The following is a 25,826-nucleotide window of genomic DNA, read 5'->3' as shown; positions in this document are numbered from 1 at the left end:
CGGATCATTCCCCCTTCCCGATAACGACGTCATTTCCAACGACGGCCGTATCCTTGGTGGTATCGACAGAGCCGAGCTTCACGCCCTCTTCGACCGTGGAGTTCTCGCCCAAAATAGCGCGGCAGATGTGCGCGCCGCTCTTAACGTGCGCACCCGGCAGCAGCACGGAGTCCTCGACCACAGCGCGCTCCTCGATGATGACATCGGTCGAAAGGATCGAGTGGCGAGCGGTGCCATAGATCTTGCAGCCGTTGGAGACCAGGCAGTCGTCCAGGCGACCGTCCGGGCCAATGTAGTGCGGCGGACGCGTGGTGATGTTGGACATGATGGGGAAGTGCTTATCGAACAGATCGAACTCGGGGTTGTTGCCCAGCAGGTCCATCGAGGTCTCGTGGAAGCTGGCGATGGTGCCGACGTCCTTCCAAAAGCCGTGGAACTCGTAGCTGTACAGGCGCTTGTTCTCACCGAGCAGCTTGGGGATGATGTCCTTGCCAAAGTCGTGGCTCGAGCGCTGGTCCAGAGCATCCTCCTCGAGCGCCTTGATCAGCACGTCGGCCGAGAAGATGTAGATGCCCATGGAAGCGAGGTTCGAATCGGGCTTCTCGGGCTTCTCGGTGAACTTGGTGATGCGGCCGTCCTCGGGGTCGGTGGTTAGGATGCCAAAGCGGCTGGCTTCCTCCCACGGCACGGGCATGACGCTCACCGTGAGGTCGGCGTTGTTCTCAATGTGCGTCTTGAGCATCTTGCGGTAGTCCATGCGATACAGGTGATCGCCCGAAAGAATCAGGACGTACTTGGGGTCGTTTGCCTTGATGTAGTCGAGGTTCTGAGTGATGGCGTCGGCCGTACCCGCATACCAGGCACCGCCGGTCTGCGTCTCGTACGGCGGCAGGATCGACACGCCGCCGTCGCGGCTGTCCAGATCCCACGCCTCGCCGGAGCCCACGTAGGCATGCAGCAGGTAGGGACGATACTGCGTCAGAACGCCCACCGTGTCGATGCCCGAGTTGGAGCAGTTAGACAGCGAAAAGTCGATAATGCGGAACTTGCCACCAAAGCTAACCGCCGGCTTGGCGATCTTTTGGGTGAGTGCCCCCAATCGGCTGCCCTGTCCTCCTGCGAGGAGCATCGCGATGCATTCTTTCTTACTCATCGATTTCTCCTTCTGTCATCGATGTTCCTAAACCCATTAGCGACGGACGCGGCTCTCGGTCGCGCCCGTCGAATAATGCCGTGCGGCAAAGGGAGCTCGCGGCCTTTACGCGTGCCAGATCTCGTCGCGATACTCGCGAATGGTACGGTCGCTCGAGAACCAGCCGGAGGAGGCGGTGTTGAGCAGGGCTTTGCGGTTCCAAGTCTCCTGGTCGCCGTAGCTGCCGGTGAGCTTCTCCCATGCATCCACGTAGCTGCGGAAGTCGGCCATGACCAGGTCGGGGTCGTTGTTGTTCATGAGCTCGTTGTAGATGCTCTCGAAGTTACCCGAAAGACCCGCAAAGGTGTTGTCCTTGAGCTCGTCCATCACACGGCCCAGACGCTCGCGATCGTTGTTGAGGGTGTCCCACGCAAAGTAGCTGTTGGATGCCCAGAGCTGCTCGACCTCGGGGGCGGTCAGGCCAAAGATGGCCTCGTTCTCGCGGCCGGCCAGATCGGCGATCTCGATGTTGGCGCCGTCGAGGGTGCCCAGCGTAATGGCGCCGTTCATCATGAGCTTCATGTTGGATGTGCCCGAGGCCTCCTTGCCGGCCGTGGAGATCTGCTCCGAGATCTCTGCGGCGGGGTAGATGAGCTGGGCGTTGCTCACACGGAAGTTGGGGATAAAGCAGACCTTCATAACCTCGTTGACACGGGCATCGTTGTTGATGACGTCGGCAACGGAGTTAATGAGGCGGATGGTCTCCTTGGCAAAGGTGTAGCTCGAGGCAGCCTTGCCGCTAAAGATGAAGGTCGTCGGCGTCACGTGGAAGTTGGGATCGGCGATGCGACGGTTGTAGATGTCCATCACCTTCATGATGTTCATGAGCTGGCGCTTGTAGGCGTGGAAGCGCTTCACCTGAACGTCGAAGACGGTGTTGGGGTCGATGACCAGACCGGTCTCGGCCTTAACGTAGGCGGCCAGACGCTCCTTGTTGGCGCGCTTGGAGGCACCCACGGCCTTCAGGAACTCGGTGTCGTTCTGGAAACCTTTAAGCTTCTCCAGCTCAAAGGCGTCCTTGAGCCAGCCATCGCCAATGGCCTCGGTCACGAGCTTGGCGTAAGTGGGGTTGGCCTCGGCAAAGAAGCGACGGTGCGAGATACCGTTGGTCTTGTTGTTGAACTTCTCGGGCGTCAGGGCATAGAAGTCCTTGAGCACGATGTTCTTGATGATGTCGGAGTGGATCTTTGCCACGCCGTTGACGCTATGGCTGCAGATCACAGACAGGTTGGCCATGCGAATTTCGCCGTCCCACAGGATGGCGGTCTGGCGCAGACGCTCCTGCCAACCCTCCTGCGTGGTGTCGAACGACTCGTGCCAGCGACGGCTGATCTCGTCGATGATCTGGTACACGCGGGGGAGGAGCTTGGAGAACGTGCCGATGGGCCACTTCTCCAGGGCCTCGGGCAGGATGGTGTGGTTGGTATAGCTCACGACCTGCGTCACGATGTTCCAGGCGTCATCCCACTCGAGCTTCTTCTCGTCGATGAGGATACGCATGAGCTCGGGGCCGCACATGGCGGGGTGCGTGTCGTTGGTGTGGATGGCAACAAACTGCGGCAGCAGCTCCCAGTTCGCGCCGTGCTCCTTCTCAAAGGTGTCGAGCAAGCTGTAGATGCCGGCCGAGACAAACAGGTACTCCTGCTTCAGGCGCAGCAGACGGCCGTGCTCGCCGGCGTCGTTGGGGTAGAGGATGGCACTGATGGCCTCGGCCTCGGCGCGCTCGGCATCGGCCAGGGCGTAGTCGCCACGGTTGAAGGCCTCAAGGTCAAAGTGCTCCTCGACCGGCTCGGCAGCCCAGACGCGCAGCTTGTTGACGGTCTCGCCGGCATAGCCCACGACGGGGATGTCATAAGGAACGGCCAGGATGTCCTGCGTGTCTACCGTGCGGTAGAACGTGCGGCCATTCTCCTCAAAGCCCTCGACGCGGCCACCAAACTTAATAGTCACGGCCTTATCCTGACGACGGACCTCCCAGGGATAGCTGTGGGTGAGCCACTCGTCGGTGGCCTCGACCTGGCTGCCGTTGACGATCTCCTGCTTAAACAGGCCGTAGCGGTAGCGCATTCCGTTGCCGTAGCCGGCGATGCCCTCGGCTGCCATGGAATCCAGGAAGCACGCTGCCAGACGTCCCAGGCCACCGTTGCCCAGAGCCGGATCGGGCTCTTGGTTCTCGATGACGGACAGATCAAAGCCCATGTCGTCGAGCGCCTCGGCGACCATGTCGCGCACGCCAAAGTTGAGCAGGTAGTTGTCGAGCAGGCGGCCGATCAAAAACTCGATCGAGAAGTAGTAGACGCGCTTCTTGCCCTCGGACACCGCGCGGGCGTCACTCTTGGTGGCAACGGTGCGCGCCTTCTCGGCCACGAGCTTGGCCAGGGCGTTAAAGCGGTCGAGGTCGCTGGCGGCCTCGACGCTCTTGCCGCTGATGCTCATGACGGCATCGCGATAGAGCTCGGTAAACTCCTGCTTGTTGTCGAAGATCTTATTCATACGTTCCTTTCCCCCGGGGATGTTTCTCCCGGAACGGTTATGACTTTTATCCTACGCCCTCACGGGGCGGGTATTACAGCTGTAACGGCTTTGTTACGCATCCTTGGCAGACGGCTTAACAGAAGCAGACTTTGCCTTGGTAGCGCCCTTTTTGGCAGCCGGCTTCTTGGTCGCGGTAGTCTTATCAGCGGGCTTTGCGGAAGACTTGGCCTTGGTCGTCGTGGCCTTCGCCTTAGCCGGAGCCTTCTTAGCAGCCGCGGGCTTGGGCTTTACCGACGACGTGCGCTTGCGCGTAGCCTTCTTGGGTTCCTCAACCACCGGCGGCTTATAGCTGCTGGGACCGCGGCGCTTAAGCACCACGCCTGCCAGGCCGGGCACCTTAATCTCAATGGAGTCCATCTGTCCGTTCCAGGGATAGGGCTCGCTCGAGCAGGTGTAGGGCTCCTCACCGGCGTATCCGCTGCCACCGAACTCGGGACGGTCAGAATCAAAGATGACCTCCCAGTCACCCTCGCGCGGCACGCCCACGCGGAAGCTCTCGTAGCTCGCCGGATCAAAGTTGATCAGGATCACCAGGTCGTCATCGACGTCCTCGCCCTGGCGCACAAAGCTCACAATGGACTGCTTGGAGTTGTCCGCGTCGATCCAGGTAAAGCCGTCGTCGGTGTAGCCGCGCTCGTACAGGGCGGGCTCGGCGGTGTACAGGTGGTTGAGCGCCTTGATAAACGCCTGATGATGACGGTGGGTCTCGTACTCCTCGGTCAGGAACCACTGGATGGACTCGTAGTAGCGCCACTCAATAAACTGGCCGATCTCGTTGCCCATAAAGTTAAGCTTGGCACCGGGGTGCGTCATCTGGTAGAAAGCCAGCGTACGCAGGCCGGCAAACTGGCGCCACCAGTCGCCCGGCATGCGGCCGATGAGCGAGCACTTACCATGCACGACCTCGTCGTGGCTCAGCGGGCAAATGAAGTTCTCGGTAAAGGCGTACATGATGGAGAACGTGAGCAGCCCGTGGTTGCCGGGGCGCCACGGAAAATCGGTCTGCATGTAGTGCAGGGTGTCGTTCATCCAGCCCATGTCCCACTTGTAGTGGAAGCCCAGGCCGCCGTCCTGCGGCGGGTAGGTCACGAGCGGCCACGCGGTGGACTCCTCGGCCATCATCATCACGTCGGGGTAGTGCGCCTCCACAGCGCAGTTGACCTGGCGGATAAATGCGCTGGCGTCCAGGTCCTCCTCGGTACCGTACTTGTTGAACTTCTTTTGTCCGGGATCGTCGATGCCAAAGTTGAGGTACAGCATGCTGGATACGCCGTCCATGCGAATGCCGTCAACGTGGAAGTTCTCGAGCCAGTACAGTACGTTGGAGACCAGGAAGGAGCGGACCTCGCCACGGGCAAAATCGAACTTGTGCGTGCCCCAGTTGGGGTGAATCTCGTGCTCAAACAGCATGTGGCCGTTAAAGGTGGCAAGGCCGTGGGAGTCGGCGCAAAAACCGCCGGGCACCCAGTCCATGATCACGCCAATGCCTGCCTCGTGGCATGCATCGATAAAGTGCATGAGCTGCTGCGGGTTGCCGTAGCGCGACGTGGCGGCAAAGTAGCCGGTCGTCTGGTAGCCCCAGGAGCCATCGAAGGGATGCTCCATGAGCGGCATGACCTCGATATGCGTGTAGCCCATGTCGCGCACGTAGTCCACGAGCTCCACCGACAGGTCGTCGTAGGTGTAGAACTCGCCGCGCTGCGCGGGGAAGGGATCCATGGGACCGGGGTAGTTGCCGTACTCGTCGGGCTCGCCCTGCGGCGCGTCGCCGTGGCGCTTCCACGAGCCAATATGCACCTCGTAGATGTTAAGCGGTTGCGACATGTGGTTGTGGCCGGCGCGGCGCTTGAGCCACGCGGCGTCGTTCCACTTATAGCCATCGAGGGTCCACAGCACGCTGGCGGTACCCGGTGGGCACTCGGCCTTAAAGGCATACGGATCGGCCTTGTAGAGCTTCTCGCCCTCGTTAGTCTCGATGAGGTATTTATAGAGCTGGCCCTGCTCGGCACCAGGAATAAAGCCTTCCCAAATAGCGCTCGTATGCACGGGCACCAGAGGGTTGGCTTCCTCATCCCAGTCGTTAAATTCGCCAATGACATGCACGCTCTTTACATCAGGCGCCCAAACGCAAAAGCGCCAGCCACGCGTACGGTTCTGCGTGTCGGGGTGCGCGCCCATCTTTTCCCAGCTGCGCTCCCACGTGCCGATGCCAAATAGATAGACATCGTCCTTGGTGAGCTCCGGTGCGTGCGGGGCGGCTTTACGGGTTGCGGGCTTTTTAGCCGTTGGCTTTAGCTTTGTATCGCTCACGTTTGATCCCATCATGACGCGGCAGCGTGTTGCCTTGGTGACTAGATGCGAAAGGTCCAAGGCTGCACGAATCGAAGGGACGGCGATAGTTCTATGATTCGTTCCACCTCGCGTGCTCGGTGGAACTTTCGGCAGAAACTACGATAACACCTGTACGTTACTTTTATGAAGGAAAGTGGTTTTAGGGCGGCGTTTAATCGGTAAGCGCCATGTTTAGACCACTGGCAGAATTGCCGTGGTAAAACTCTTGACAGTTTTACCAATTAGGGTTTCAAAATTGTTAGTCTGACGTTTGGTAAAACGTTTTTAGCAGGATGTTTACCATTTGACATCGAAAGGTTCGTTTATGTCCCAGACCGCCGCCCCCAACGTTGCTTTTATTTTCGATTGCGACGGCACACTGGTTAATAGCACCCCCGTTTGGACCTATGCTCAGCCCGAGTTATTGCACCGCCACGGAGTTGACGTGACGGTCGACGATTTTGCCCAGTTTGAGCATTTGTCGCTCGAGGACGAGTGCCAGGCCTACCATGACACCTGGGGCATTGGCGTAAATGGCGAGGAGCTCTACCGCGAGCTGAGTGACATCCTAATCGATGGCTATTCCAAGGTGCCCCCGCGCGAGGGGCTCCTGGCATTTTTGGAGCAGGCGAAGACGGCGGGCATTGCCATGTGCGTTGCTACGTCCACGCCGGCCGAGCTGGTTAAGTCTGCGCTTGCGGGCGCCGGGCTCGATGCCTACATGGAGTTTGTGACCACCACGGGCGAGGCGGGACGCTCTAAACAGTTCCCCGATGTGTACGAGTTGGCGCTGCGCCGCCTAGAGGAGCGCCATGGGCACCGGTTTGAGCGCGCATGGGTGTTTGAGGACGCTGTCTTTGGCCTAAAGAGCTCTGGGGTCGCTGGCTTTAAGCGTGTAGGTATCTATGATCCGCACGGCCGCATGAAGCGCGACGACGTACGCGCCAACTGCGATATCTTTATTGACAGCTACGAGGAGCTGGATCTGGCCCGCGTACTTTCGTTTGAGGGATAGGCGAGGGCTGTGGCTTGCAAGGTATTAGTGGTCTGCGGCTCGCCCGTGGTTGCGAGCGCGAATCTGTTGCGTAGGCTAGCGGGGGAGTGCGACCACGTTGTCGCCGTGGATCGCGGGCTCGACGCGCTGCTGGGCGCCGGCCTGGGCTGCGACGTATATGTAGGAGATGCCGATACGGTGAGCGACGCAGGCCGTGCTCTTGTTGATGCCGCTGAGGACTTTGAAGTTGAGCGCCACGACCCGTATAAGGACTATACCGACCTGGCTCTGGCGCTCGATTCCGTCCGCCGTCGCTGGTCGGGTGCCGAAGTGGTTGCGACCTGCGCTACGGGCGGCCGTCCTGATATGGCGCTTTCCGTACTGGGCCTGCTCGCGGGCCACGAGGACGCTCCGGTCTGGATTGCCGAGGACAAGGTGGTCGCCCGCATCCTACGCGCAGGCGAATCGTGGACCATCGAAGGTGCCGAAGGCAAGACGTTTTCTATCATCGCCATTGCACCCAACACCGAGGTAAGCGAACACGGCCTAGAATGGGAGCTAGACCACAGCCCCCTGGGCCTGTTGGCCGACACGGGCATCTCTAATGTCGTCAGGAAAACGGCCACGATCCAAGTCCACACCGGCACCGCCATCGCTTACCTCTACAAGTAAGGGCTATCCCGTCCCAGGAAAACGGTCCCAGGAAAACCCGTAAGTAAAAGATTCAACCCAAAAAAGTCCTTGCATCAAGCAAAACATTCCCCTATAGTATCACCTCGTCACGGGGGCGTAGCTCAGCTGGGAGAGCGCTTGACTGGCAGTCAAGAGGTCAGGGGTTCGATCCCCCTCGTCTCCACCATCGTGAATGTAAAGGCCTTCGGAATTCCGAAGGCCTTTTTTCATGCCAAAATACCTCGCGCCACAAACCCATACCCACATCAACAAAAAGTTGCACAATTTATTTCCCATGTCTGTACATAGTTTGTTATCCAAACGCAATTACCAGTGCAGCTCGCTGCTTCAGTTGGGCTTCAGGAACGCTCCCAATTATTGCCAGCGCCACAATAACCTGCGCCAACGTGAACAACATCCCAAAACAACCCCCTTAAGCACGTCAAATGAACGAAATGTTGTCCAACGCAGCCCAAATCAGTTTCACTAACAGCTTGTGCTAGGATATCTAACGTTACATGAGTTCAACTGTGCTCACGGCTTCAGTAAGCCACAAAGCGCAGGGTCGATCAGCATCCGGCCGTAACGGCGGTGTTAGAAAAACCACGAGCTCCAATATCGATTGCCATGCACGTTTTGCACTTGTTTTGCGGTTATTTATAAGTTCGCATTAGAAGGTTCAATAAGTTGTTACGGCAAACCACGGCAGTCCTTCAGCTGGCTGCGTGCGGTCCAGTTTTGTGCCCGTTTGACTGGTTCGCACGCAGCCAGCTGGGGATGCGGTCATTTTGCGATACACGTCCGCGTCTCTAGCAACTGCATTTGTACATACCGTTCACGGTGGGGCAGAGCCACGTGCTTGTCTGACTGGGCTCAGGGTTTGAATATGGAGCGCCTCCGCGCACACGCGCCCTGGCGAAGCCATACCCAAACCCCGTGAGCCACACGTAAGACAGCAAGGGGGTGGTGCTCGTGTGGTATGTGATCCAGGTCATTAACGGTCGCGAAGACGTAATGCGCGAGCGCATCGAGCGCATGGTGCCGGCTGGCGCCATGCAGGAGCTCTTTTATCCCCAATATCAAACCGAGATCAAGGTACACGGCGAATGGGTCAATACAACCAAGCCTCTCTTTCCCGGTTATCTTATCTGCGATACGGCAGATCCCCGCACCGTGCAACAGTATCTGCTACGTATGGACGACTTTGCCCGGGTGCTTTCCCAGGACGGTCAGTTTGTGCCGCTGGCAAAAGAAGAGGTTCAGCTTATTGGCGGATTTACGCATAAGGGAGACCGCGTAGTACCCATGAGCGAGGCCCTAAAAGACGGCGACCAGGTTGTAGTGACGGCAGGTCCGTTGCTGGGCCATGAAGGCCTTATCAAAACCATTAACAGACGCAAGAGCACTGCTTATCTGGAGCTCGACCTATGCGGCCGACGCGTAACTACGCGCGTTGGCCTTGCAGTGCTTTCGGCCGAGCAGCGCGTAATGCGAAACCTTAAAAAGGCGATCGCCTAGCTGTTGGCGACCGCTACACAGAACAGGGAGGATCCCCGACCCGGGGACGAAGTCTTGGAAGAAAACGTGTCGGATAAAACTCAATTTGCAACGGATGCGCCTGCGGGGGCAGCGCTCATTTCTCAGGCCATGGACCGGCGTGAGGGCGCCGCCAGCTACAGGGCCATGCAATCCATCATGGACTGGGACAACTCGCGCCTGGCCTACCGGGCCATAAAGCGCACGTTTGATATCGTTTTCAGCGGTGTTGTACTCGTCCTCATCGCGATCCCCGGTCTGGTGTTGGCCGCCGCCATCCGGCTGGAGAGCGAGGGCAACCCCTTCTACAGCCAGATCCGCGTGGGTCAGACCCACCGTGACGGCAGCCTGTCCACCTTCCGCATGTGGAAGTTCCGCAGCATGTACAAGGACGCCGACAAGCGTCTCTCCGAGCTCAGGGAGCAAAACGAGATCGCCGGCGCCATGTTCAAGATGAAGGAGGATCCCCGCGTCACCAGGATCGGGAAGTTCATCCGCAAGCACTCTATCGACGAGTTCCCACAGTTTCTGAATGTGTTTCTGGGCCAGATGAGCGTCGTTGGGCCCCGTCCGCCGCTGCCTAACGAGGTCGCGGAGTACACCGAGTACGACCTGCAGAGGCTAGCAGTGAAGCCAGGCATCACGGGACTCTGGCAGGTTACGGAGCGCAATTCCACCGGTTTCGACGGCATGGTCCGTCGGGACCTCGAATACATAGCCAAACGCGGAATCGTCATGGACCTCAAGATCGTCCTCCTCACGGTTCTGGAGGTCTTCAACGGGAGCGATGCGTACTAATGCCTAACTTTAATACCCGATTCGAATCGGAGAAGAAAATGAAGATTGCCGTCGCCGGAACCGGCTACGTCGGACTGTCCCTCGCCGTCCTGTTATCGCAGCACAACGAGGTACACGCGCTGGACATCGTGCCCGAGAAGGTCGAGAAGATCAACAGCTACGTATCGCCCATCCAGGACGACGAAATCGAGCGCTTCCTGGCGGAGGCCAAGGCAGGGGAGCGCCAGCTCGACTTGCACGCCACCGTGGAGGCGGTCGAGGCATATGCTGGCGCCGACTACGCCGTCATCGCCACGCCCACCAACTACGACAGCGATAGGAACTTCTTTGACACGAGCTCCGTCGAGGCCGCCATCGCTGCCGTGCGCTCGGTTAACCCGGACGCCTGGATCGTCATCAAGTCGACGATTCCCGTCGGCTACACCGCGGGCCTTCGCGAGAGGCTAGGCGACAGCAAGATCTTCTTCAGCCCCGAGTTCTTGCGAGAGAGCAAGGCGCTCTACGACAACCTGCACCCCAGCCGCATCGTGGTCGGCGCGCCAAAGGATGACATTGAGGCCGTTATAGCCGCCGAGAAGTTCGCCGGCCTGCTTGCGCAGGGCGCCGACCCCGCAGAGCTCGAGCGAGTCAACGCCGATGGCTCGAAGGGCATCCCCGAGCTCGTGCTGGGCACCACCGAGGCCGAGGCCGTGAAGCTGTTCGCCAACACCTACCTGGCCCTCCGCGTCGCCTACTTCAACGAGCTCGACACCTACTGCGAGGTCCGCGGCCTCAACACCCGCGACGTCATCGACGGCGTGTGCCTGGAGCCGCGCATCGGATCGCACTACAACAATCCTAGCTTCGGCTACGGCGGCTACTGCCTGCCCAAGGACACAAAGCAGCTGCTGGCCAACTACAAGGACGTGCCGCAGAACCTGATCGAGGCCATCGTGGACGCCAACCGCACGCGCAAGGACTTCGTCGCCGACGAGGTGCTGAAGATGGTGTGGGACCGCGTGTACGACGGCAAGGAGAAGCCGGTCGTGGGCGTGTACCGCCTGACGATGAAGTCCAACTCCGACAACTTCCGCGCGAGCTCCATCCAGGGCGTCATGAAGCGCGTGAAGGCCAAGGGCGTGCCCGTGGTGGTCTACGAGCCCACGCTGGACGCGCCGGAGTTCTTCGGCTCCGAGGTGACCCACGACCTGGAGGCCTTCAAGGCCGGCTGCGACGTGATCGTCGCCAACCGCTGGAGCGACGAGCTCGCGGACGTGGCGGAAAATGTGTATACGCGAGATTTGTTCAAAAGAGATTAACTTGCGCATAGCGATGATTGGACATAAGCGCTACGGCTCTCGAGAGGGTGGTGTAGAGGTCGTGGTAACTGAGTTGGCCCGCCGAATGGTTGAGCTTGGCCACGAGGTGACCTGCTACGACCGTTCGGGCAGCGATGTCATGACCGGCTGCGCCGCGGATTGCCGCGGGCGCGTCATCGACGGCGTGCACGTCGTGCCGGTTAAGACAATCGACAAAAAAGGCCTCGCTGCCCTTTCGTCATCATACTTTGCCACCAGGGCCGCAATTAAGGACCGCCCCGATGTGATCCACTACCACGCCGAGGGCCCCTGTGTACCCCTTCCGCTGGCGAAGCTTGCCGGCATCCGGACCGTCGCCACCATCCACGGCCTGGACTGGCAGCGCGCCAAGTGGGGCAGGCTTGCGAGCACCTACATCAAGATGGGGGAAAGGGCGGCTGCCACCAAGGCCGACGGCCTCGTCGTCCTGTCCAAGTCCGCGCAGTCCTACTTTCAGGACGTCTATGGCCGCACGACGACGTTCATCCCCAACGGTATCGAGCCAAAGCAATATAGGCCGGTTAAGCAGATAAAGGATAAATGGGGGCTCGATGCGGGCTCATACCTGCTGTACCTGGGCAGGCTCGTCCCCGAGAAGCGTCCCGAGCTCTTGATCGAAGCCTTCAAGGAGCTCGATACGGAGAAGAGGCTCGTCATCGCCGGCGGCGGTTCGGACACATCCGAGTACGAGACGTCGCTGCGTGTGGCTGCGCAGGGCGACCCACGTGTCCTCTTCACCGGATTCGTCAACGGCGAGCCCCTGGAGGAGCTGTACTCCAACTGCTATGCCTACGTGCTGCCTTCCGACGTGGAGGGAATGCCAATGAGCCTGCTGGAGGCCATGGCCTACGGCCGCTGCTGCGTGACGAGCGATATCCCAGAGTGCGCAGATGTCCTTGCGGGCAACGGCGTAACTTTCGATAAGGGCAGTGCCGATTCCCTGCGGGCCGCGCTGCGAGACCTGCTCGCTGACAGCGACCACGGGAGAGTTCTCGGCGCCGCCGCCAAGGCACACGTCGAGAAAACCTACAACTGGGACTCCGTCGTCGAACGGACCCTCGAATTGTATTCCACTTGATCTTGAAAGGTTAAATAGATGACCGAAAAGAAACTCAACGGCACCGTCATCGTCACCTACCGCTGCAACGCGCGCTGCACCATGTGCAACCGCTACAAGGCTCCCAGCCGCCCGGAGGAGGAGCTCTCCATCGAGACCATCAAGAAGCTCCCCAAAATGTACTTCACCAACATCACCGGCGGCGAGCCCTTCATCCGCCAGGACCTCAAGGACATCGTACGCGAGCTCTACAAGAAGTCCGACCGCATCGTGATCTCCACCAACGGCTTCTTCACCGACCGCATCATCGACCTGTGTGAGGAGTTCCCCAACGTCGGCATCCGCATCTCCATCGAGGGCCTGCAGCAGACCAACGACAAGATTCGCGGCCTGGAAAACGGCTACAACCGCGGCTACGCCACGCTAAAGAAGCTCGTCGAGCTCAAGCACCCCGACGTCGGTTTCGGCATGACGGTGCAGGACCTCAACGCGCCCGACCTGGTGCCGCTCTACAAGATCTCCGACGAGTTGGGCATGGAGTTCGCCACGGCGTCGCTGCACAACAGCTTCTACTTCGTCGAGGCCAAGAACATCATCCACGACCGCCCCATGGTGGCGAAGAACTTCGAGGACCTGGTCAACGAGCTGCTCAGGTCCAACAGCCCCAAGAAGTGGTTCCGCGCCTACTTCAACCACGGCCTCATCAACTACATCTACGGCCAGCCGCGCCTGCTGCCGTGCGACATGGCGTTCGACACCTTCTTCATCGACCCCTACGGCGACGTCATGCCCTGCAACGGCACCAAGGACAAAGAGGTCATGGGCAACCTCAACGAGGAGTCCTGGGACGAGCTCTGGAACTCCGACCAGGCCGAGAGGGTCCGCGCGAAGGTCCGCCACTGCGACCGCAACTGCTGGATGATCGGCTCGGTGAGCCCGGCCATGCACAAGTACATCTGGAAGCCCGGCTGGTGGGTACTCAAGCACAAGGTGAAGGCGCTGTTCACCAAGAGGCCCTACGACATGCACGAGCTCAAGGTCGTTCGTGATTATGAGGAGGGCCGCGTCACCAAGGAGCAGCTCGACTCCTGCTCCACCTGCGACCTGTGTGCCAAGATCAACGACGGCCTGTCCGAGGCGTCCAAGGCCGATGCGCACGTATACGAGACGCATGAGGCGATGTAATATGAAACCTACACTTCAAGGTAAGAAGATTGCACTAATCAGGTCTGCTTCATCTGCAGTTTCTAAGAGCCAGTACAATATCCAAGAGATAGGACTCGCCAAACGTCTATCTGAATACGGTGCTGAGGTTGGCGTTTTTCTTATCAGCGATACAGGAGCGACTTATCAAGAGATAGTCCAGGACAGTCCTCGAGTTGTTGTGTTTTGGCTTGCAGGGAAAAAGATACCTGGACAGCAGGGATATTATCGTGATTTAAAGGGTATTCTGGATGCGGAATGCTATGACCTTATTCAAGCGCTTGACGACAGTCAGATAACGACGGTGCTAGTCAGCCGTTATTGCAAGAAGCGTCAGATTAAGTTCATTCTTTGGCAGGGCATGTATGAAAACTACAAAGAGGCGTATAAGAAAATTATCCAGTGCGTATTCGATCGCACGTTTCTACGAGAACTGAGAAACAATACCAAATACTGTCTTGCCAAGACTACGTCTGCCCGTGATTACCTTGTTTCAAAGGGTTTTCCTTGGGCAAAAATTATTCCTGTTGGACTTGAGCTAAGTAACTTTCAAAACCCGATTAACAGAGATTATAGGAATGAGCTCGGAATTAGCGCAGACAAAAAAATATTACTTTATATCGGCAAGGTAGAGTCGAGAAGGAAGCCCATCTTTTTGATGGATGTTTATGCTGATGTTAAGGCCATTAATCAGAATGTCGCCCTTGTGTATGTCGGCAAAGGAGAGATGCTTGACGAAGTACATTCCTATGTGCAGGAAAAAGGAATCAGGGACGTCTTTTTCATCGACTCCCTTTCGCAAAATGAACTACCGGCGCTTTACCGGCAATGTGACATGTTTGTCCTTCCCACGCGTTATGAGATTTTCGGAATGGTGCTCTTGGAGGCAATGTATTTCGGAATACCGGTTATTACATATGCTGCTGCCGGCCCTCTTGACGTCATAGATGACGGCGTTGACGGTCTTGTTATGCAAGATTTTGATTGCACTAAATGGGCGCAAGCGATTACGGCTCATTTGTTCGAGCTCGATGATACGACTGCAATGGGCAGGGCGGCTTCTCAAAAGATCAATAATTCTTATCTTTGGGATGATGTCGCTCTGAGATACGCGAGCGCCTACGAATCCATTCTTGATTTGTGCAAATAAAGATTTTGGTTCAGAGCACAAAGCAATGAGGACTTGGCGGTAAAAATGTTTAGCATAATCGTGCCTGTATATAACGCGGAGAAGTATGTACGCGAGTGCATCGAGTCCGTAATAAATCAAACGTGTGAGTCTTGGGAGCTCCTTCTCGTTAACGATGGCTCTACTGATGGGTCTCTTGAGATATGCAAGAGTTTCTTGGGGGACGAGAGGATTAGCGTTTTCTCGAAGAAGAACGAGGGGCTATCTGCAACAAGAAACTACGGGTTGTCTCGTGCGAAAGGTGACTATATTCTGTTTCTCGATAGCGATGATACTATCGAGCCAGACTCACTTGAACGCTTTCAGTCGATTATTAATAAAACTGGTGCAGAGGTTATCGCTGGCTACGCATACCATTTTGATGATTCCGGCGCTAAATGGCAGTCCCGCGCTTATCTCGACCTGCACGGTGCTGTTCTGGACGGTCCTACTTTTTATAATAAATCGCTATATGGGGCAAATGTAAGGTCATGCGCCCCATACTACATAACAAGTCATGAACTTATCAACCGTGCTGATTTACGCTTTGAACCCGGTCTGCTCCATGAAGATGAAATCTGGACCCCGATTTTACTGGCTAATGCTAAGTCCGTCTTCGACGATGAACACTGTTTCTATAATTATAGGATTTCTAATGCCGCATCAATAACGAGGAATCCAAAGCTGAAGGTGAGGCGAGGTGCCGACAGGGTTAAGGTAGCAAAGGTGCTTGAAAAGTACAGTCGAAGCAATCCCGCCACTGCTAGTTCGTCGGCTTTCCACGACAATATCGCTGCCCAATATATGTTCGGCGTCTATACCGGAGACCTCTTGAGTGCAGAGGACTTTAGGGTTGAAAGATTCTTTCCGCTGCAGCATGCCCGAACGGCAAACTACAAACTGAAGGCCGCCTTATTTGCCTTCAGTCCGAAAATGGCGTGCATTGCTCGAGGGCGAAAAGACAACTGAGAGGACATAATGGCTCGTTTTAACGCTAGCAACAAGATAATAGTTGTGCATTACGGCAATGTGATGTTCTATCCCCCTGTGCTTAATTTGTTGGAAAATTTGCTTTCGAATCATCGCAATGTCGTTCTTATTGCCGGCAACACTGACAGAATTCCCTCGCGCATTCTTGACCATGACGGGATCTTCGTTAAAGATATCCCGCTAAGCGACAGCTCAGATCCTATAGGTAGGGTTAAGCGTAGGCTATGCATTGGCAGGATGTATAAGGACGCTTTAGATAGTTTCTACTCAGATGACGATGTTGTTTGGACCACCACAGATTCGACTGTACGCGCTTTGAGCACGGCACTTGATGGCAAAAAACATGTTTTACAACTTATGGAACTGGAAGAGTCTTTCCCGTTATTTAGCGGCGCAAGATTCCTGAAGTTTGACTTGCCCAGCTATGCACGTAAAGCATGGAAAGTTGTAGTTCCTGAGCAGAATAGGGCTTATATCCAGCAAGTTATGTGGAACCTTCCCCAGGTTCCCAAAGTTTTGCCGAACAAGCCGTATTCATTGGACCCTGGATACGCTGATGACCAAATTTCATTCCTGCTCGACAGGCTTAGGCAGGAGGATAGAAAAATCGTCATGTATCTCGGCGTAATGAGCGTCGATAGGAACCTCGGACCTTTTGCTGAGGCTGTCGAGATGATGGGGGAGGACTTTGCTCTTTATGTGCTCGGTAAAGTACCAGAAGGACAGCAGGAAGTTTTTGATGCTAAAGCTTTGGAAAACGCTACGGATTATGATCTGAAGAATTTCAAAGAAATAATGGAGAACTATCTTAAGCCAACATCAAATGGAAGAAGAATTGTATTTCCAAAAGACTTTGCAGATATTGCTGCTTTCACCACCACATGCGATTGGTGTGTATATAATAGAATCTTTGTTTCTCGCACAGCAGAGTGGGGTGAAATGGAAGAAGGCATTTTGGATATGAGCACGTACTATTACGAGGCAAATCCTGCATCTGTTCTTCTGGATAATATAAATGCTGCAAGACAAACTTGGAATTATGGTTAATTATTCCCGCGGATTACTTAGAAGGGAGGTGCGCTATGCTAAATGATTTTTCGTGGAACATGACCGGATACATACCGAAGCACCAAGTTAATCCACACGGTGACGGCATCATCCCCTATGTGGCAGAGCGCATCTTCCAACTGGAACCGGAACCGCCAGCGGTGGACAGTCTGAATGAATATATCCTGTCTGCTTTGCGGGAAAAGAATTTGCTATATTTTTCGTTCTTTCTGCACCACTACGAAACGCAGCTCAACAAGCGCATCAAAGGCTTTCTCAGTGTGGACGGCGGCAATCTGTACGACACAGACCGATTTATCGATATAAAGATCTCCTGCCGGGAGCAAATGCTCCAAAAGCTGATGGACTATGATCCTGCCAAGGGTGCGGAGTATGCTACATACATCTATCCGTTCATCTGGGATTCTATGCTCCGTTTCCGCATGGGCGAAGAAAAATGGTCGGTATCCTCTCTGACCAATTACAAAATGGTGCGATCAATGGCGTGGCTGTACCATAACACCAAAGATGCGGTCAACCAGTTTTCCAAGAAGTATAACTGCGACCTTGCTCTTGCGGAAGAATATCTGAAAGTTGTCCGTGGAATCCGCAACCAGCAGCCGTTCTATATAACGGACGAGGACGGCGAGGAAACAGGCGAGGATATAGCCCTTGACGATAGCTGGAACTATACCGACATCCTCTGGAACGGCATACAAGCAGAAAAGGTACAGCGGGCATTTGAGAAGCTGAATTACCGGGAACAGACCTTGCTCGAAAAACGGTTAGCAATCTGTATGACCTGCGGGCGAGTTGGCTCATGGAAGAACCGCCCCACTTTTGAAGAATTGGCGATTATGTTTGAGGGCAGCACAGCCAGCGGTGCAGAGCGAGCCTACCGGAAAGCGGTGGACAAACTGACAGAACTGCTGGTTGCCGAAGGTGCGCTCCATGCTGTCCGGCTGAAACAGAAAACCAAAACCAAGCGCAAAAAGAAAATCGCCGCCGCAATCTACGAATATCAAGCAGACTGCGACGGCGAATGGGGCGAAATTTCAGTTGATTTTGAGAACGGCACAGCAGAGATTATCCGACTTGCTGATTGGGATACAATTAAAACGAACTGGTTTGCCAAGGAGGCGATCCGGTATATTTTATCATTGTCGCCTGATGCTCTTACAAAATATATGCTCGTCCCCCTTGAGCCGCCACTTATATCTTGAATCCTTACAACCACTGTAAGTGGTATTTGCTGTGTTCCCATGCTATCATTTTATTACAAATGATAGGAGGTATTCACATGAAACCCATTTTGAATATTGAAAATTTAACAAAAATCTATGGCAATGTGCCAAGTCAAACAAAGGCACTGAATGGGATCACCTTCCAGGTGATGCCGGGAGAGTTTCTCGGCATTATGGGAAGCAGCGGTTCCGGTAAATCCACACTGCTCAATTGTATTGCGACTGTGATTCAACCCACAGGTGGAAGCATTCAGGTGGAAGGCGATACTCTGCAATCCCTCAAGGGAAAGGCTCTTGCAGAGTACCGTGGCAAAAAAGTTGGTTATCTATTCCAGAACTTTGAATTGCTGGACAACCTGACTGGCAGGGAAAACATCCTGCTCCCGACTTCCTTGCATGGGGTATCCGAAGCAGAAAGCAGCCAGCGGCTGAAGCAGTTGGCTGACTATCTGGAAATCACTGATGTTCTGGATAAGTTTCCGTCCAAGATGTCCGGCGGCCAGCGTCAGCGTGTTGCGGCAGCAAGGGCTCTGATCTTACATCCCCAAATGATCCTTGCCGATGAACCGACGGGTGCGCTGGATTCTAAGAACGCAAGAAGTCTTATGGAGAAGCTGTCCGGCCTGAATCGTGACGAACAAGCTACGATCCTGATGGTAACCCATGATTCCAATGCCGCCAGCTTTTGCAAGCGCATTCTGTTCATCCAGGACGGCGTGATCTTTCATGAGCTTCGGCGTGGAGACGAAAGCCAGCAGGAGTTCTACGGGCGCATCCTGAAGGTGATGGCGCAACTGGGAGGGGGCAGCGCAAATGTTCTCTAATCTCATTCTTCGGAACAGCCACCGCAGCCGAAAGGAAAACGGTCTGTTTTTCAGCTCCCTGGTGATTTCTATTGTTGCCTTTTACATGATTCTTTCCATCTCCACTCAAGATGTGATGCTCTTTTTGCAGAAAATGGAGAGTGACGCAGTTGACAAACTCCTGCTTCTGATTCCTGCGTTTTATGGGATGACCCTCGGTATTCTGTTCTTTTTGATCTATTTTGCCTGCAAGTATCAGTTCGAGCGCAGACGGCATGAGTTTGGTGTTTATCTAATGTTGGGGATGCGTAGAAGTAAACTGTTTGGTATGCTTCTGGCGGAAGATTTCCTGACCAGTATTCTTGCCATGCTCATAGGCTTACCTGTGGCTGTGGTGCTTTCAGAAATTGTCAGTCTTGTCACCGCCAAGCTGGTAGGCATGGGGATCATCGGTCATCAGTTTTCTTTATCCTGGTCTGCAATTGAATGGACGCTGGCAGGATTTCTGGCAATTAAGCTGACGGCACTTCTGATTTTGAGTGGACGAATCAGCCGCCAGGAGATCGGTACTTTGCTATCCCAGCCAACGAACCGCCCCAAAAAGCAAATGCCATCTGTTATCTATGGACTGGCTGCTATATGCGGAAGTGTGATGTTGGCAGTGGCTTACTACATGGCGATTCAGGGAATTGCATGGACAAAGGTAAGTATGATGGGACTGACTTTGCTGTTGGGCATAGTTGGTACGATGCTGCTTTTCTATGGGATGCGTGCGCTGATTGCTTTGATTGTTAAGAAAGGAAAAGGAAATAAGCAGCTTCATGTATTTACCTTCCGGCAGATTCAGGAGAATGTTATTCATCAGTCAACCTCCATGGCCATCAGCTCCCTGCTGATTCTGGCGGCGCTGTGTTGTTTTGGTGCGGGCGTAGGAATTGCAGGAACGAATAGCCTGTCTTCTGGCCATGTAATCGACTATACTTTTGAAGATCATACTGCAGAAGATTCATCGCAGGTTCTTCCGAATATAAAGGCAGCCCTGAAAGAAAACGGTTTGGAAAATCAATTTTCAGAGCTTTTTGAAATGAGGGTTGGGCGTATTCGCACCACAGAAGATTATGATAATGCCTACAGCATGGACGCTGTTATGGACTCTCTTCGGAGCCTGCCCCAGTCGGAAGACCGGGATGTCCTTCTGAACAATCTTGGTTATGCCACATACCCATATTTGATTTGTTTATCGGACTATAATCGTTTGTTGGAATTGTCCGGCAAACCGGCTCTCCAATTAGGCGAAAAGGAGGCCGCTGTCTATATTGATACAGAGTTTACTACGGTAAGTCGTACCGCAATGCTGAACCAAGTATTGGCCGGACAGCCCAAGGTGGAACTGGATGGTAGTCCGATTCATCTTACAGGAGAGGTTCAGTCTGTGAATTTGGTCACGGACCGTTCTATAACCTTGTCCTTTACATTGATTCTTCCGGATGAAGCATTCCTATATTATAGCCAGGGAATGTATGATACCTATGTCAATGCGGTGCTCAGTGAGCAGGCTCTGGATGGAAATAGCCTTATGACTGCATATTTGGATTTGAACGAGAAGCTGGACGAAACTGGCATTGAATATGAAAGCTATCTTCAGAATATAGGTCGTCAGCTTTTCTACACCATAGCATCCAGTTATATTACCCTCTATCTTGCGATTGTTTTCCTGGTAGTTGCCAACACCATCGTGGGTGTTCAGTTCCTGATGAGTCAGCAGAAAACCGGGCGCAGATACCAGACCCTGATCCGCCTGGGAGCTACTTACGAAACCCTTTGCCAGTCTGCTGGAAAGCAAATTACCTGGTTTATGGGACTTCCTGTATTGGTTGCGGCTGTCAGCAGTCTGTTTGGAGTCAGGGCGTTATTTACAGGGATACTCTCGTCCCGAACCCGTGGGACAGTGTCTGAAATGCTGCTTGTATCTGCTGCTATGATTTTACTACTTTGCGTGATAGAATATATTTATATGAGAGTGGTCAAGCGCTCCAGTGATCGGTATTTGCTGACACTGATGCAGCCGCAGAGAGAAGAATAATTTGGAAGGAGGTGCTGTCATGAAAAGAATTGCTGTTGTGGAAGATGAAGTCTATATGCGGGAAGAACTCTGCGATATGCTCCAAAAGGACGGCTATCTTGTGGAGGCAATTACCGAGTTTGAAGATGCCGCTCGGCTCTTGGCAGCCCTCCGCCCTGACCTTGTGATCTTAGACCTGAACTTGCCGGAGATCAGTGGCTTTCAAATCTGCCAGGAGCTAAAGAATAAAACTGCTATCCCCGTCCTGGTGCTGACTTCCAGAGATCAGGTAAAGGATGAACTGCAAGCGTTCCAGTTGGGTGCCGATGAATATTTGACGAAGCCGTGCAGAAAAGATCGACTTCTTGCCAGGGTATCCAATATTCTCAAAAGGTATGAAGGCCGTACCAATCTCATAGAGGGACCAGATTTCCTGTTAGACCAGCAGACCTACACGCTTTATATTCATAATACCTCTGTGGTGCTTCCAAAAAATCAGGGAAAACTGTTGGTCGCTCTTTTGTCCGGCGGCGATGCTCTGGTCACGACGGAGCAGCTTTGCATGGCACTATGGGGAACCACGGAATACATAGATGAAAATGCCTTGCAGGTTAACCTAACCCGGCTGAAAAAAACGATGTCCGCCCTTGAAATGAAGCAGCGAATCGTTGCAGTTCGAGGAATGGGCTACCGTTTGGAAGCGGAGGTGTCTCTATGAAGCAGCTTTAGCACATGATAGAACGGTACTACCCCTGGCTTCTGTTGCTGCTGGGCGTGGATTGCTTTTGCGCTGTCATTCTTTGGATTTCTGACATTCAGGTATTTCAAACCTTGATCGGGTTAGTAGTTCTGACGAGCATCCTTTTGTTTTCAGCGATTCTGTTTGTACTAAACAAGAGGGAGAACACCCACATGGAACTGTTCCGAGATTTCCTCAGTGATCCTACCATCTGCAATGAAGAACGGCTGCTCAGTGCCATTAGTCAGAAAGAAGGAGAATCTGTCCGATTTTTGGCTTCGGTTTTACGGGAATACAAAAACGAGAGTAACAATATGGCGGATGCCCTACGGGACTATGAAGAATACGTGGAGGGCTGGGCACATGAAACGAAAACGCCCCTATCGTTGCTGACCATGCTCTTGGATAACCGGAACGATGAAATCTCTCCTTCCCTGCAAGCAAAGCTGGATTATGTCCGCAGTCAGCTTCAGGAGGATGTCACGCAGATGCTGTACTATGCCCGGTTGAAGAGCAGTACAAAGGATTACCGATTTGAGGATGTCAATTTGAATGACTGCTTGGGTGAAGTTCTGGAGGACTATGCCCCACTTCTTGAAGAGAAGCATTTTGTCATTCTCAACAAACTGCAATCTGAAACAGTCTATACAGACCGTAGAGGACTTCAGTTTATGTTGGGACAAATCGTTAGCAATGCCATCAAATATAGCAGCGATAGTCCCATGCTTACAATTTCCGTGATACATTCGGAGACTGCAGATATCCTTTCTGTTGAAGATAACGGCATTGGCGTAAAAAAATATAATCTGCCGTACATTTTTCAAAAGGGCTTTACCGGGGATTCTACTGACAGCAGAAAGAAGGCTACCGGTATGGGACTTTACCTGGTTAAGAAGATGGCCGACGATCTAAATCTTCATCTGGAAGCAGCTTCCCAGTGGGGAAAGAGCTTCAAGATTGTCATCTTCTTTCCTAAATTGAGATCCAACGGAGGGAAATAATATAAACAGAAAAACGCCCGCAGGATTTTCTCCTGCGGGCAGCGTGTTGTCAGCTATCCCAAGGCTTGTATTCTGTTACAGTTTTCAAATAGGTTTCGGGATCGCCGTTCAAGATAAGGTCTGCATACTCCAAAGGAGCGTTGTAGATCAAATAATCCAGCTCTGACCGCTGATACATATTGTCAGCAATCTCGTTCTCAACGACGATAGTGTCAATCGCAATCATACTGCCGTCGCTGAATTTCACTTCCACACAGCAATTATCCATATTGTAGGCACAAGATATTAAGGTTTTCATGGTATGTCCTCCATAATTCGTAATATAAAGCGAAAATCCCGTCTGACTTCCTGTTAGAAATCAGACGGGATTTGTCCGTATGCACCCCGGAAACCGTCAGCTAACAGTTGATAAGTAAATTAGTTCCTTATCACTGTTAAGCCAAAGATACCATCTCTTTTAAAGCTGTTGTTCGGTCAGTAGTCCGGTACTACTGTTCCCTAATCGTCACACTTGATAATGTGCTTACCCCCAATCGGTTAAGAGTGTCTTCTAGCTCTCTGTTTGACTCGGATTTATTTTCCGAGATTAACCAATCAAATGCCGCAGACTATTTTCTTTCAATTCGTTTTGAACTATTTTCTGTCCTGGATTTGGCCTTCGATTTCTCACTATATTCCGAGGTGCTTTCTATAGCCGATTCCTGTTGGACTTTCATCTATGACAACGGGCTCTTCAGCCGAGGTCTTCACGTATATTCGCTCGGGCATCGTGCGGCTGTTAACTTAGATCGTTCTGATGCAGCATCTAGGATGCTTGCCTTATTATCTCGCTGCCAGCTACGGTTAAGCATGTATGAAAAATCATCGACTTCAATTTCGCTTGCCATTGAGCTGTCAGGTGATTCAACAAATCATACACTTAAAGGCTCTTTGCTGGAATTTAAGGGCCATACATTAAGGGAGGGGATTGCAGACTTTGATTTTGCAATCTCTTGCTACGAGGCAGCAATTTCTGAGTATCTGCAGTGCGATCCCGTAAATTATCGCGGGATCGCTATCGCTAGTTTCTCGATTGCGGAGTCTTATTATGCACAAGGCGACTATCGATCGGCCCTTGACAGAGTCCAATCGGAGTTGAGTTCAGCCAACCAACTGGAACCTAATATGCGTTCAAAGATCGAGTTGCTTGGCGCTCATTGTCTATTTAAACTTGGCGAGCTCAAGAATGCTAATTCATTAGCGCGTAGCTGCTTGGAAACTTGCTCGAGTGGCGGATTGAGCGGAGTTGTTGCGGATACTTATCAGCTTTTAGGGGACATTGAGTTCGATTTGAATAAAAAGGACGAGGCGGTGCGTTTATATTCTATATCCAGTGAGATTTATTCTCAGTTGGGAGATGTAGCTCAATGCAATATCGTTGCAGGCAAAATCCAACTTGTGAGCTCTTAGCCTTTCGTTAGGGAAACAAAGTGGCTATTATTGATTGTCTCTAATATGCATCGCGTCTTATTATGTTTTAGTAAGTACCAAATTGCTCGAGCGGTCAATATGCTATTCGGACAATCAGTTTGTACCTTAAACAGATTTAATCTATTTAGTATTACTATCCATTCAGAGTCTATATTTATACAAACTAGCTTGGTTGTATCGCTTTGTGTGTCCATTAGACGGCTTATGAATTTACTCGAAAGAGTATTGTCTATGACTACTATTTCAGGTGGTGCTAAGTTAATTGAAGGCATCGCCTCCTTTTCTATGAGTTGGATTCTGGGGCCATCGAATACCCAGTTGTAATCCAATGATGAACTTTTAAATGCTTTTATGTTAAGAATCGCCTCTCCTTTTTGTTGTTTTACCAGCGTTATGGTTCGATAGATTTCATTATCTATCTGGATTGGTCGCGGTCGTTGCGCCAGAGTTTTTTCCGGCGCTTTGTTACCAACCTTTATTCCTAGTATCGAATATGCCAAGTGTTGAATCGATTCTAATGAGTGTCCAACGTTTGCAAAAGCCGTTGGCTCCAAGCGATTTGTTTGTAATGGCGCAGCTTCCAAGGCTCTAATTACCTTTAGAGCCTTATAGCTGTTCTTTATAGGTATTGAATTAATATTTGCATGCTCAACTATGGCAATCCCCTTGGGGATGCTATCTTCGCTCGGTTCGTATCTTAAAACCGGTTTGCCTATTGAGGCACCATAGTTTGTAACTGATCCATAATCGCCAATTACGATATCTGCGGCAATTATCGCAGCTTCCCAGCCTATTTCATGTGGAACGATTTTTAGCCCTGCGTACAACTCCTTTTTAAACCATGTTTTTATTTGCCATTCGCCATGTGCTGCCCAGATATACGGATGAAGAACCATCGCCACTCTGTATTCCGTATATGGAAGTTCCCTTAGTAGATCTTCTGCAATTGTTCTTATATTTGATAAAAGTGAATTTGGCCCCCATGTTGAAGTGATTATTACCAGCTTCTGGGTATTGCAATTTAATGCAGCCCTGTATTCTTCTCTATATTTTTCAGAGTATAGGATTTTATCAAAAACGGGATCGCCCACATAAACGGTTTTAATATTTGCTGGTAAGTCGGTTATTTCACCCTTTGAAGTCGGCTCGCAAATATATGTCGGATATTCTCTTGTCTTTAAGCGATTTATAGCTTTTAGGGTGGAGTCGTATGCCCCCGATTTACCTAATGCGGGTCCATGCTGAAACAACAACAGTGGGGCGTCAATCTTTTCAAAATCGCCATTAGGACTTGCTGCTATTGCTAGGTCAAATTTTTTGGTCAGAGCAATATCCCATGGCAGCAAAATGCATCCGGCATCTTTCAAATACAAATCAAGCGACCTGTCAACTATTGATTTTGGTTCAGGTATTGTAAAGACGCATTGGATTCTGGTGTCGGCAAATATTGCAGAGCATACTTCTTCAAGTCGACTGAAAATGTAGTCGGCCCTGATGATAAGCAGCACTAGTTTTTCGAATTGTACGGTGTTTCTTTCTGGTGTATTTATGGGGACAAATTTAATATTGCGGTTGATTTTCAATCTCAACGCAACAGCCTGAACGGACCCCGCGTTTCCGCAGCTAGCGCAACGCGGAAATAGCTCC

The 25,826-nt window shown here is 52.8% G+C and carries 21 protein-coding genes and 1 tRNA gene; 17 read left to right on the top strand and 5 right to left on the bottom strand.

What is annotated here, in order from left to right; all coding sequences use genetic code 11:
* Nucleotides 1–4: 4 nt before the first annotated feature.
* The 3 genes from AB5202_RS02155 to glgB all read right to left on the bottom strand — a co-directional run bounded on the left by AB5202_RS02155 (nt 5) and on the right by glgB (nt 6,052).
* Nucleotides 5–1,153 carry a glucose-1-phosphate adenylyltransferase gene (locus AB5202_RS02155; RefSeq protein ID WP_368144104.1) on the bottom strand — a complete coding sequence of 383 codons (1,149 nt, stop codon included), beginning with the start codon at nt 1,151–1,153 and terminating at the stop codon, nt 5–7.
* 105 nt (nt 1,154–1,258) lie between these two features.
* The gene (locus tag AB5202_RS02150) at nt 1,259–3,685 is read right to left on the bottom strand and encodes a glycogen/starch/alpha-glucan phosphorylase (RefSeq protein ID WP_368144106.1); all 2,427 of its coding nucleotides are present in this window, start codon (nt 3,683–3,685) and stop codon (nt 1,259–1,261) included.
* A gap of 93 nt (nt 3,686–3,778) precedes the next feature.
* Entirely contained in the window at nt 3,779–6,052 is a 2,274-nt protein-coding gene (gene glgB, locus AB5202_RS02145) for a 1,4-alpha-glucan branching protein GlgB (protein WP_368144121.1), read from the bottom strand.
* 331 nt (nt 6,053–6,383) lie between these two features.
* On the opposite strand from glgB, the gene AB5202_RS02140 reads away from it, so the two are divergent.
* The 16 genes from AB5202_RS02140 to AB5202_RS02065 all read left to right on the top strand — a co-directional run bounded on the left by AB5202_RS02140 (nt 6,384) and on the right by AB5202_RS02065 (nt 22,709).
* Entirely contained in the window at nt 6,384–7,073 is a 690-nt protein-coding gene (locus tag AB5202_RS02140; protein ID WP_368144107.1) for an HAD family hydrolase, read from the top strand.
* Between the two features lie 9 nt (nt 7,074–7,082).
* Nucleotides 7,083–7,724 carry a thiamine diphosphokinase gene (locus tag AB5202_RS02135; protein WP_368144108.1) on the top strand — a complete coding sequence of 214 codons (642 nt, stop codon included), beginning with the start codon at nt 7,083–7,085 and terminating at the stop codon, nt 7,722–7,724.
* A gap of 111 nt (nt 7,725–7,835) precedes the next feature.
* Nucleotides 7,836–7,911: transfer RNA gene (locus AB5202_RS02130), tRNA-Ala, on the top strand.
* 779 nt (nt 7,912–8,690) lie between these two features.
* On the top strand, nt 8,691–9,242 hold the full coding sequence (gene loaP, locus AB5202_RS02125; RefSeq protein ID WP_368147471.1) for an antiterminator LoaP: 552 nt from the start codon (nt 8,691–8,693) through the stop codon (nt 9,240–9,242).
* Between the two features lie 66 nt (nt 9,243–9,308).
* The gene (locus AB5202_RS02120) at nt 9,309–10,058 is read left to right on the top strand and encodes a sugar transferase (RefSeq protein WP_368144110.1); all 750 of its coding nucleotides are present in this window, start codon (nt 9,309–9,311) and stop codon (nt 10,056–10,058) included.
* 38 nt (nt 10,059–10,096) lie between these two features.
* Nucleotides 10,097–11,356, top strand: coding sequence for a nucleotide sugar dehydrogenase (locus tag AB5202_RS02115; protein WP_368144111.1), 1,260 nt, complete (start codon nt 10,097–10,099; stop codon nt 11,354–11,356).
* Nucleotides 11,322–12,473, top strand: coding sequence for a glycosyltransferase family 4 protein (locus tag AB5202_RS02110; protein WP_368147469.1), 1,152 nt, complete (start codon nt 11,322–11,324; stop codon nt 12,471–12,473). The genes AB5202_RS02115 and AB5202_RS02110 overlap by 35 nt, the downstream gene beginning before the upstream one ends.
* An 18-nt stretch (nt 12,474–12,491) precedes the next feature.
* Nucleotides 12,492–13,637, top strand: coding sequence for a radical SAM protein (locus AB5202_RS02105; RefSeq protein ID WP_368144113.1), 1,146 nt, complete (start codon nt 12,492–12,494; stop codon nt 13,635–13,637).
* A gap of 1 nt (nt 13,638) precedes the next feature.
* The gene (locus AB5202_RS02100) at nt 13,639–14,805 is read left to right on the top strand and encodes a glycosyltransferase family 4 protein (protein ID WP_368144114.1); all 1,167 of its coding nucleotides are present in this window, start codon (nt 13,639–13,641) and stop codon (nt 14,803–14,805) included.
* Between the two features lie 45 nt (nt 14,806–14,850).
* A complete protein-coding gene (locus tag AB5202_RS02095) occupies nt 14,851–15,792 on the top strand; it encodes a glycosyltransferase (protein ID WP_368144115.1) in 942 nt (313 codons plus the stop codon).
* A 9-nt stretch (nt 15,793–15,801) separates the two neighbouring features.
* Nucleotides 15,802–16,860 carry a hypothetical protein gene (locus AB5202_RS02090; protein WP_368144117.1) on the top strand — a complete coding sequence of 353 codons (1,059 nt, stop codon included), beginning with the start codon at nt 15,802–15,804 and terminating at the stop codon, nt 16,858–16,860.
* 35 nt (nt 16,861–16,895) lie between these two features.
* Nucleotides 16,896–18,083, top strand: a complete 1,188-nt coding sequence (locus AB5202_RS02085) for a sigma-70 family RNA polymerase sigma factor (protein WP_033121506.1) — start codon at nt 16,896–16,898, stop codon at nt 18,081–18,083.
* A gap of 77 nt (nt 18,084–18,160) precedes the next feature.
* Entirely contained in the window at nt 18,161–18,928 is a 768-nt protein-coding gene (locus AB5202_RS02080; RefSeq protein ID WP_033121505.1) for an ABC transporter ATP-binding protein, read from the top strand.
* Nucleotides 18,918–20,990 carry an ABC transporter permease gene (locus tag AB5202_RS02075; RefSeq protein WP_238057302.1) on the top strand — a complete coding sequence of 691 codons (2,073 nt, stop codon included), beginning with the start codon at nt 18,918–18,920 and terminating at the stop codon, nt 20,988–20,990. The genes AB5202_RS02080 and AB5202_RS02075 overlap by 11 nt, the downstream gene beginning before the upstream one ends.
* A 19-nt stretch (nt 20,991–21,009) precedes the next feature.
* Entirely contained in the window at nt 21,010–21,687 is a 678-nt protein-coding gene (locus tag AB5202_RS02070) for a response regulator transcription factor (RefSeq protein WP_055228678.1), read from the top strand.
* A 14-nt stretch (nt 21,688–21,701) separates the two neighbouring features.
* On the top strand, nt 21,702–22,709 hold the full coding sequence (locus AB5202_RS02065; RefSeq protein WP_368144118.1) for a sensor histidine kinase: 1,008 nt from the start codon (nt 21,702–21,704) through the stop codon (nt 22,707–22,709).
* Between the two features lie 49 nt (nt 22,710–22,758).
* Here the strand turns inward: AB5202_RS02065 and AB5202_RS02060 are convergent, their stop codons facing one another.
* A complete protein-coding gene (locus tag AB5202_RS02060; RefSeq protein WP_033121501.1) occupies nt 22,759–23,007 on the bottom strand; it encodes a DUF6061 family protein in 249 nt (82 codons plus the stop codon).
* Nucleotides 23,008–23,252: 245 nt separating this feature from the next.
* Between AB5202_RS02060 and AB5202_RS02055 the strand changes: the two genes are divergently transcribed.
* Nucleotides 23,253–24,158, top strand: a complete 906-nt coding sequence (locus AB5202_RS02055; protein ID WP_368144119.1) for a tetratricopeptide repeat protein — start codon at nt 23,253–23,255, stop codon at nt 24,156–24,158.
* On the opposite strand, the gene AB5202_RS02050 is transcribed toward AB5202_RS02055, so the two are convergent.
* On the bottom strand, nt 24,155–25,826 hold a 1,672-nt coding region (locus tag AB5202_RS02050), incomplete at its 5' end, for a hypothetical protein (RefSeq protein WP_368144120.1). The two genes, AB5202_RS02055 and AB5202_RS02050, sit on opposite strands and share 4 nt — an antisense overlap.

The organism is Collinsella aerofaciens (genome assembly GCF_040915545.1).
GTDB classification, from domain to species: Bacteria; Actinomycetota; Coriobacteriia; order Coriobacteriales; family Coriobacteriaceae; genus Collinsella; species Collinsella aerofaciens_BE.
This window is presented reverse-complemented; position numbering and strand designations above follow the sequence as displayed.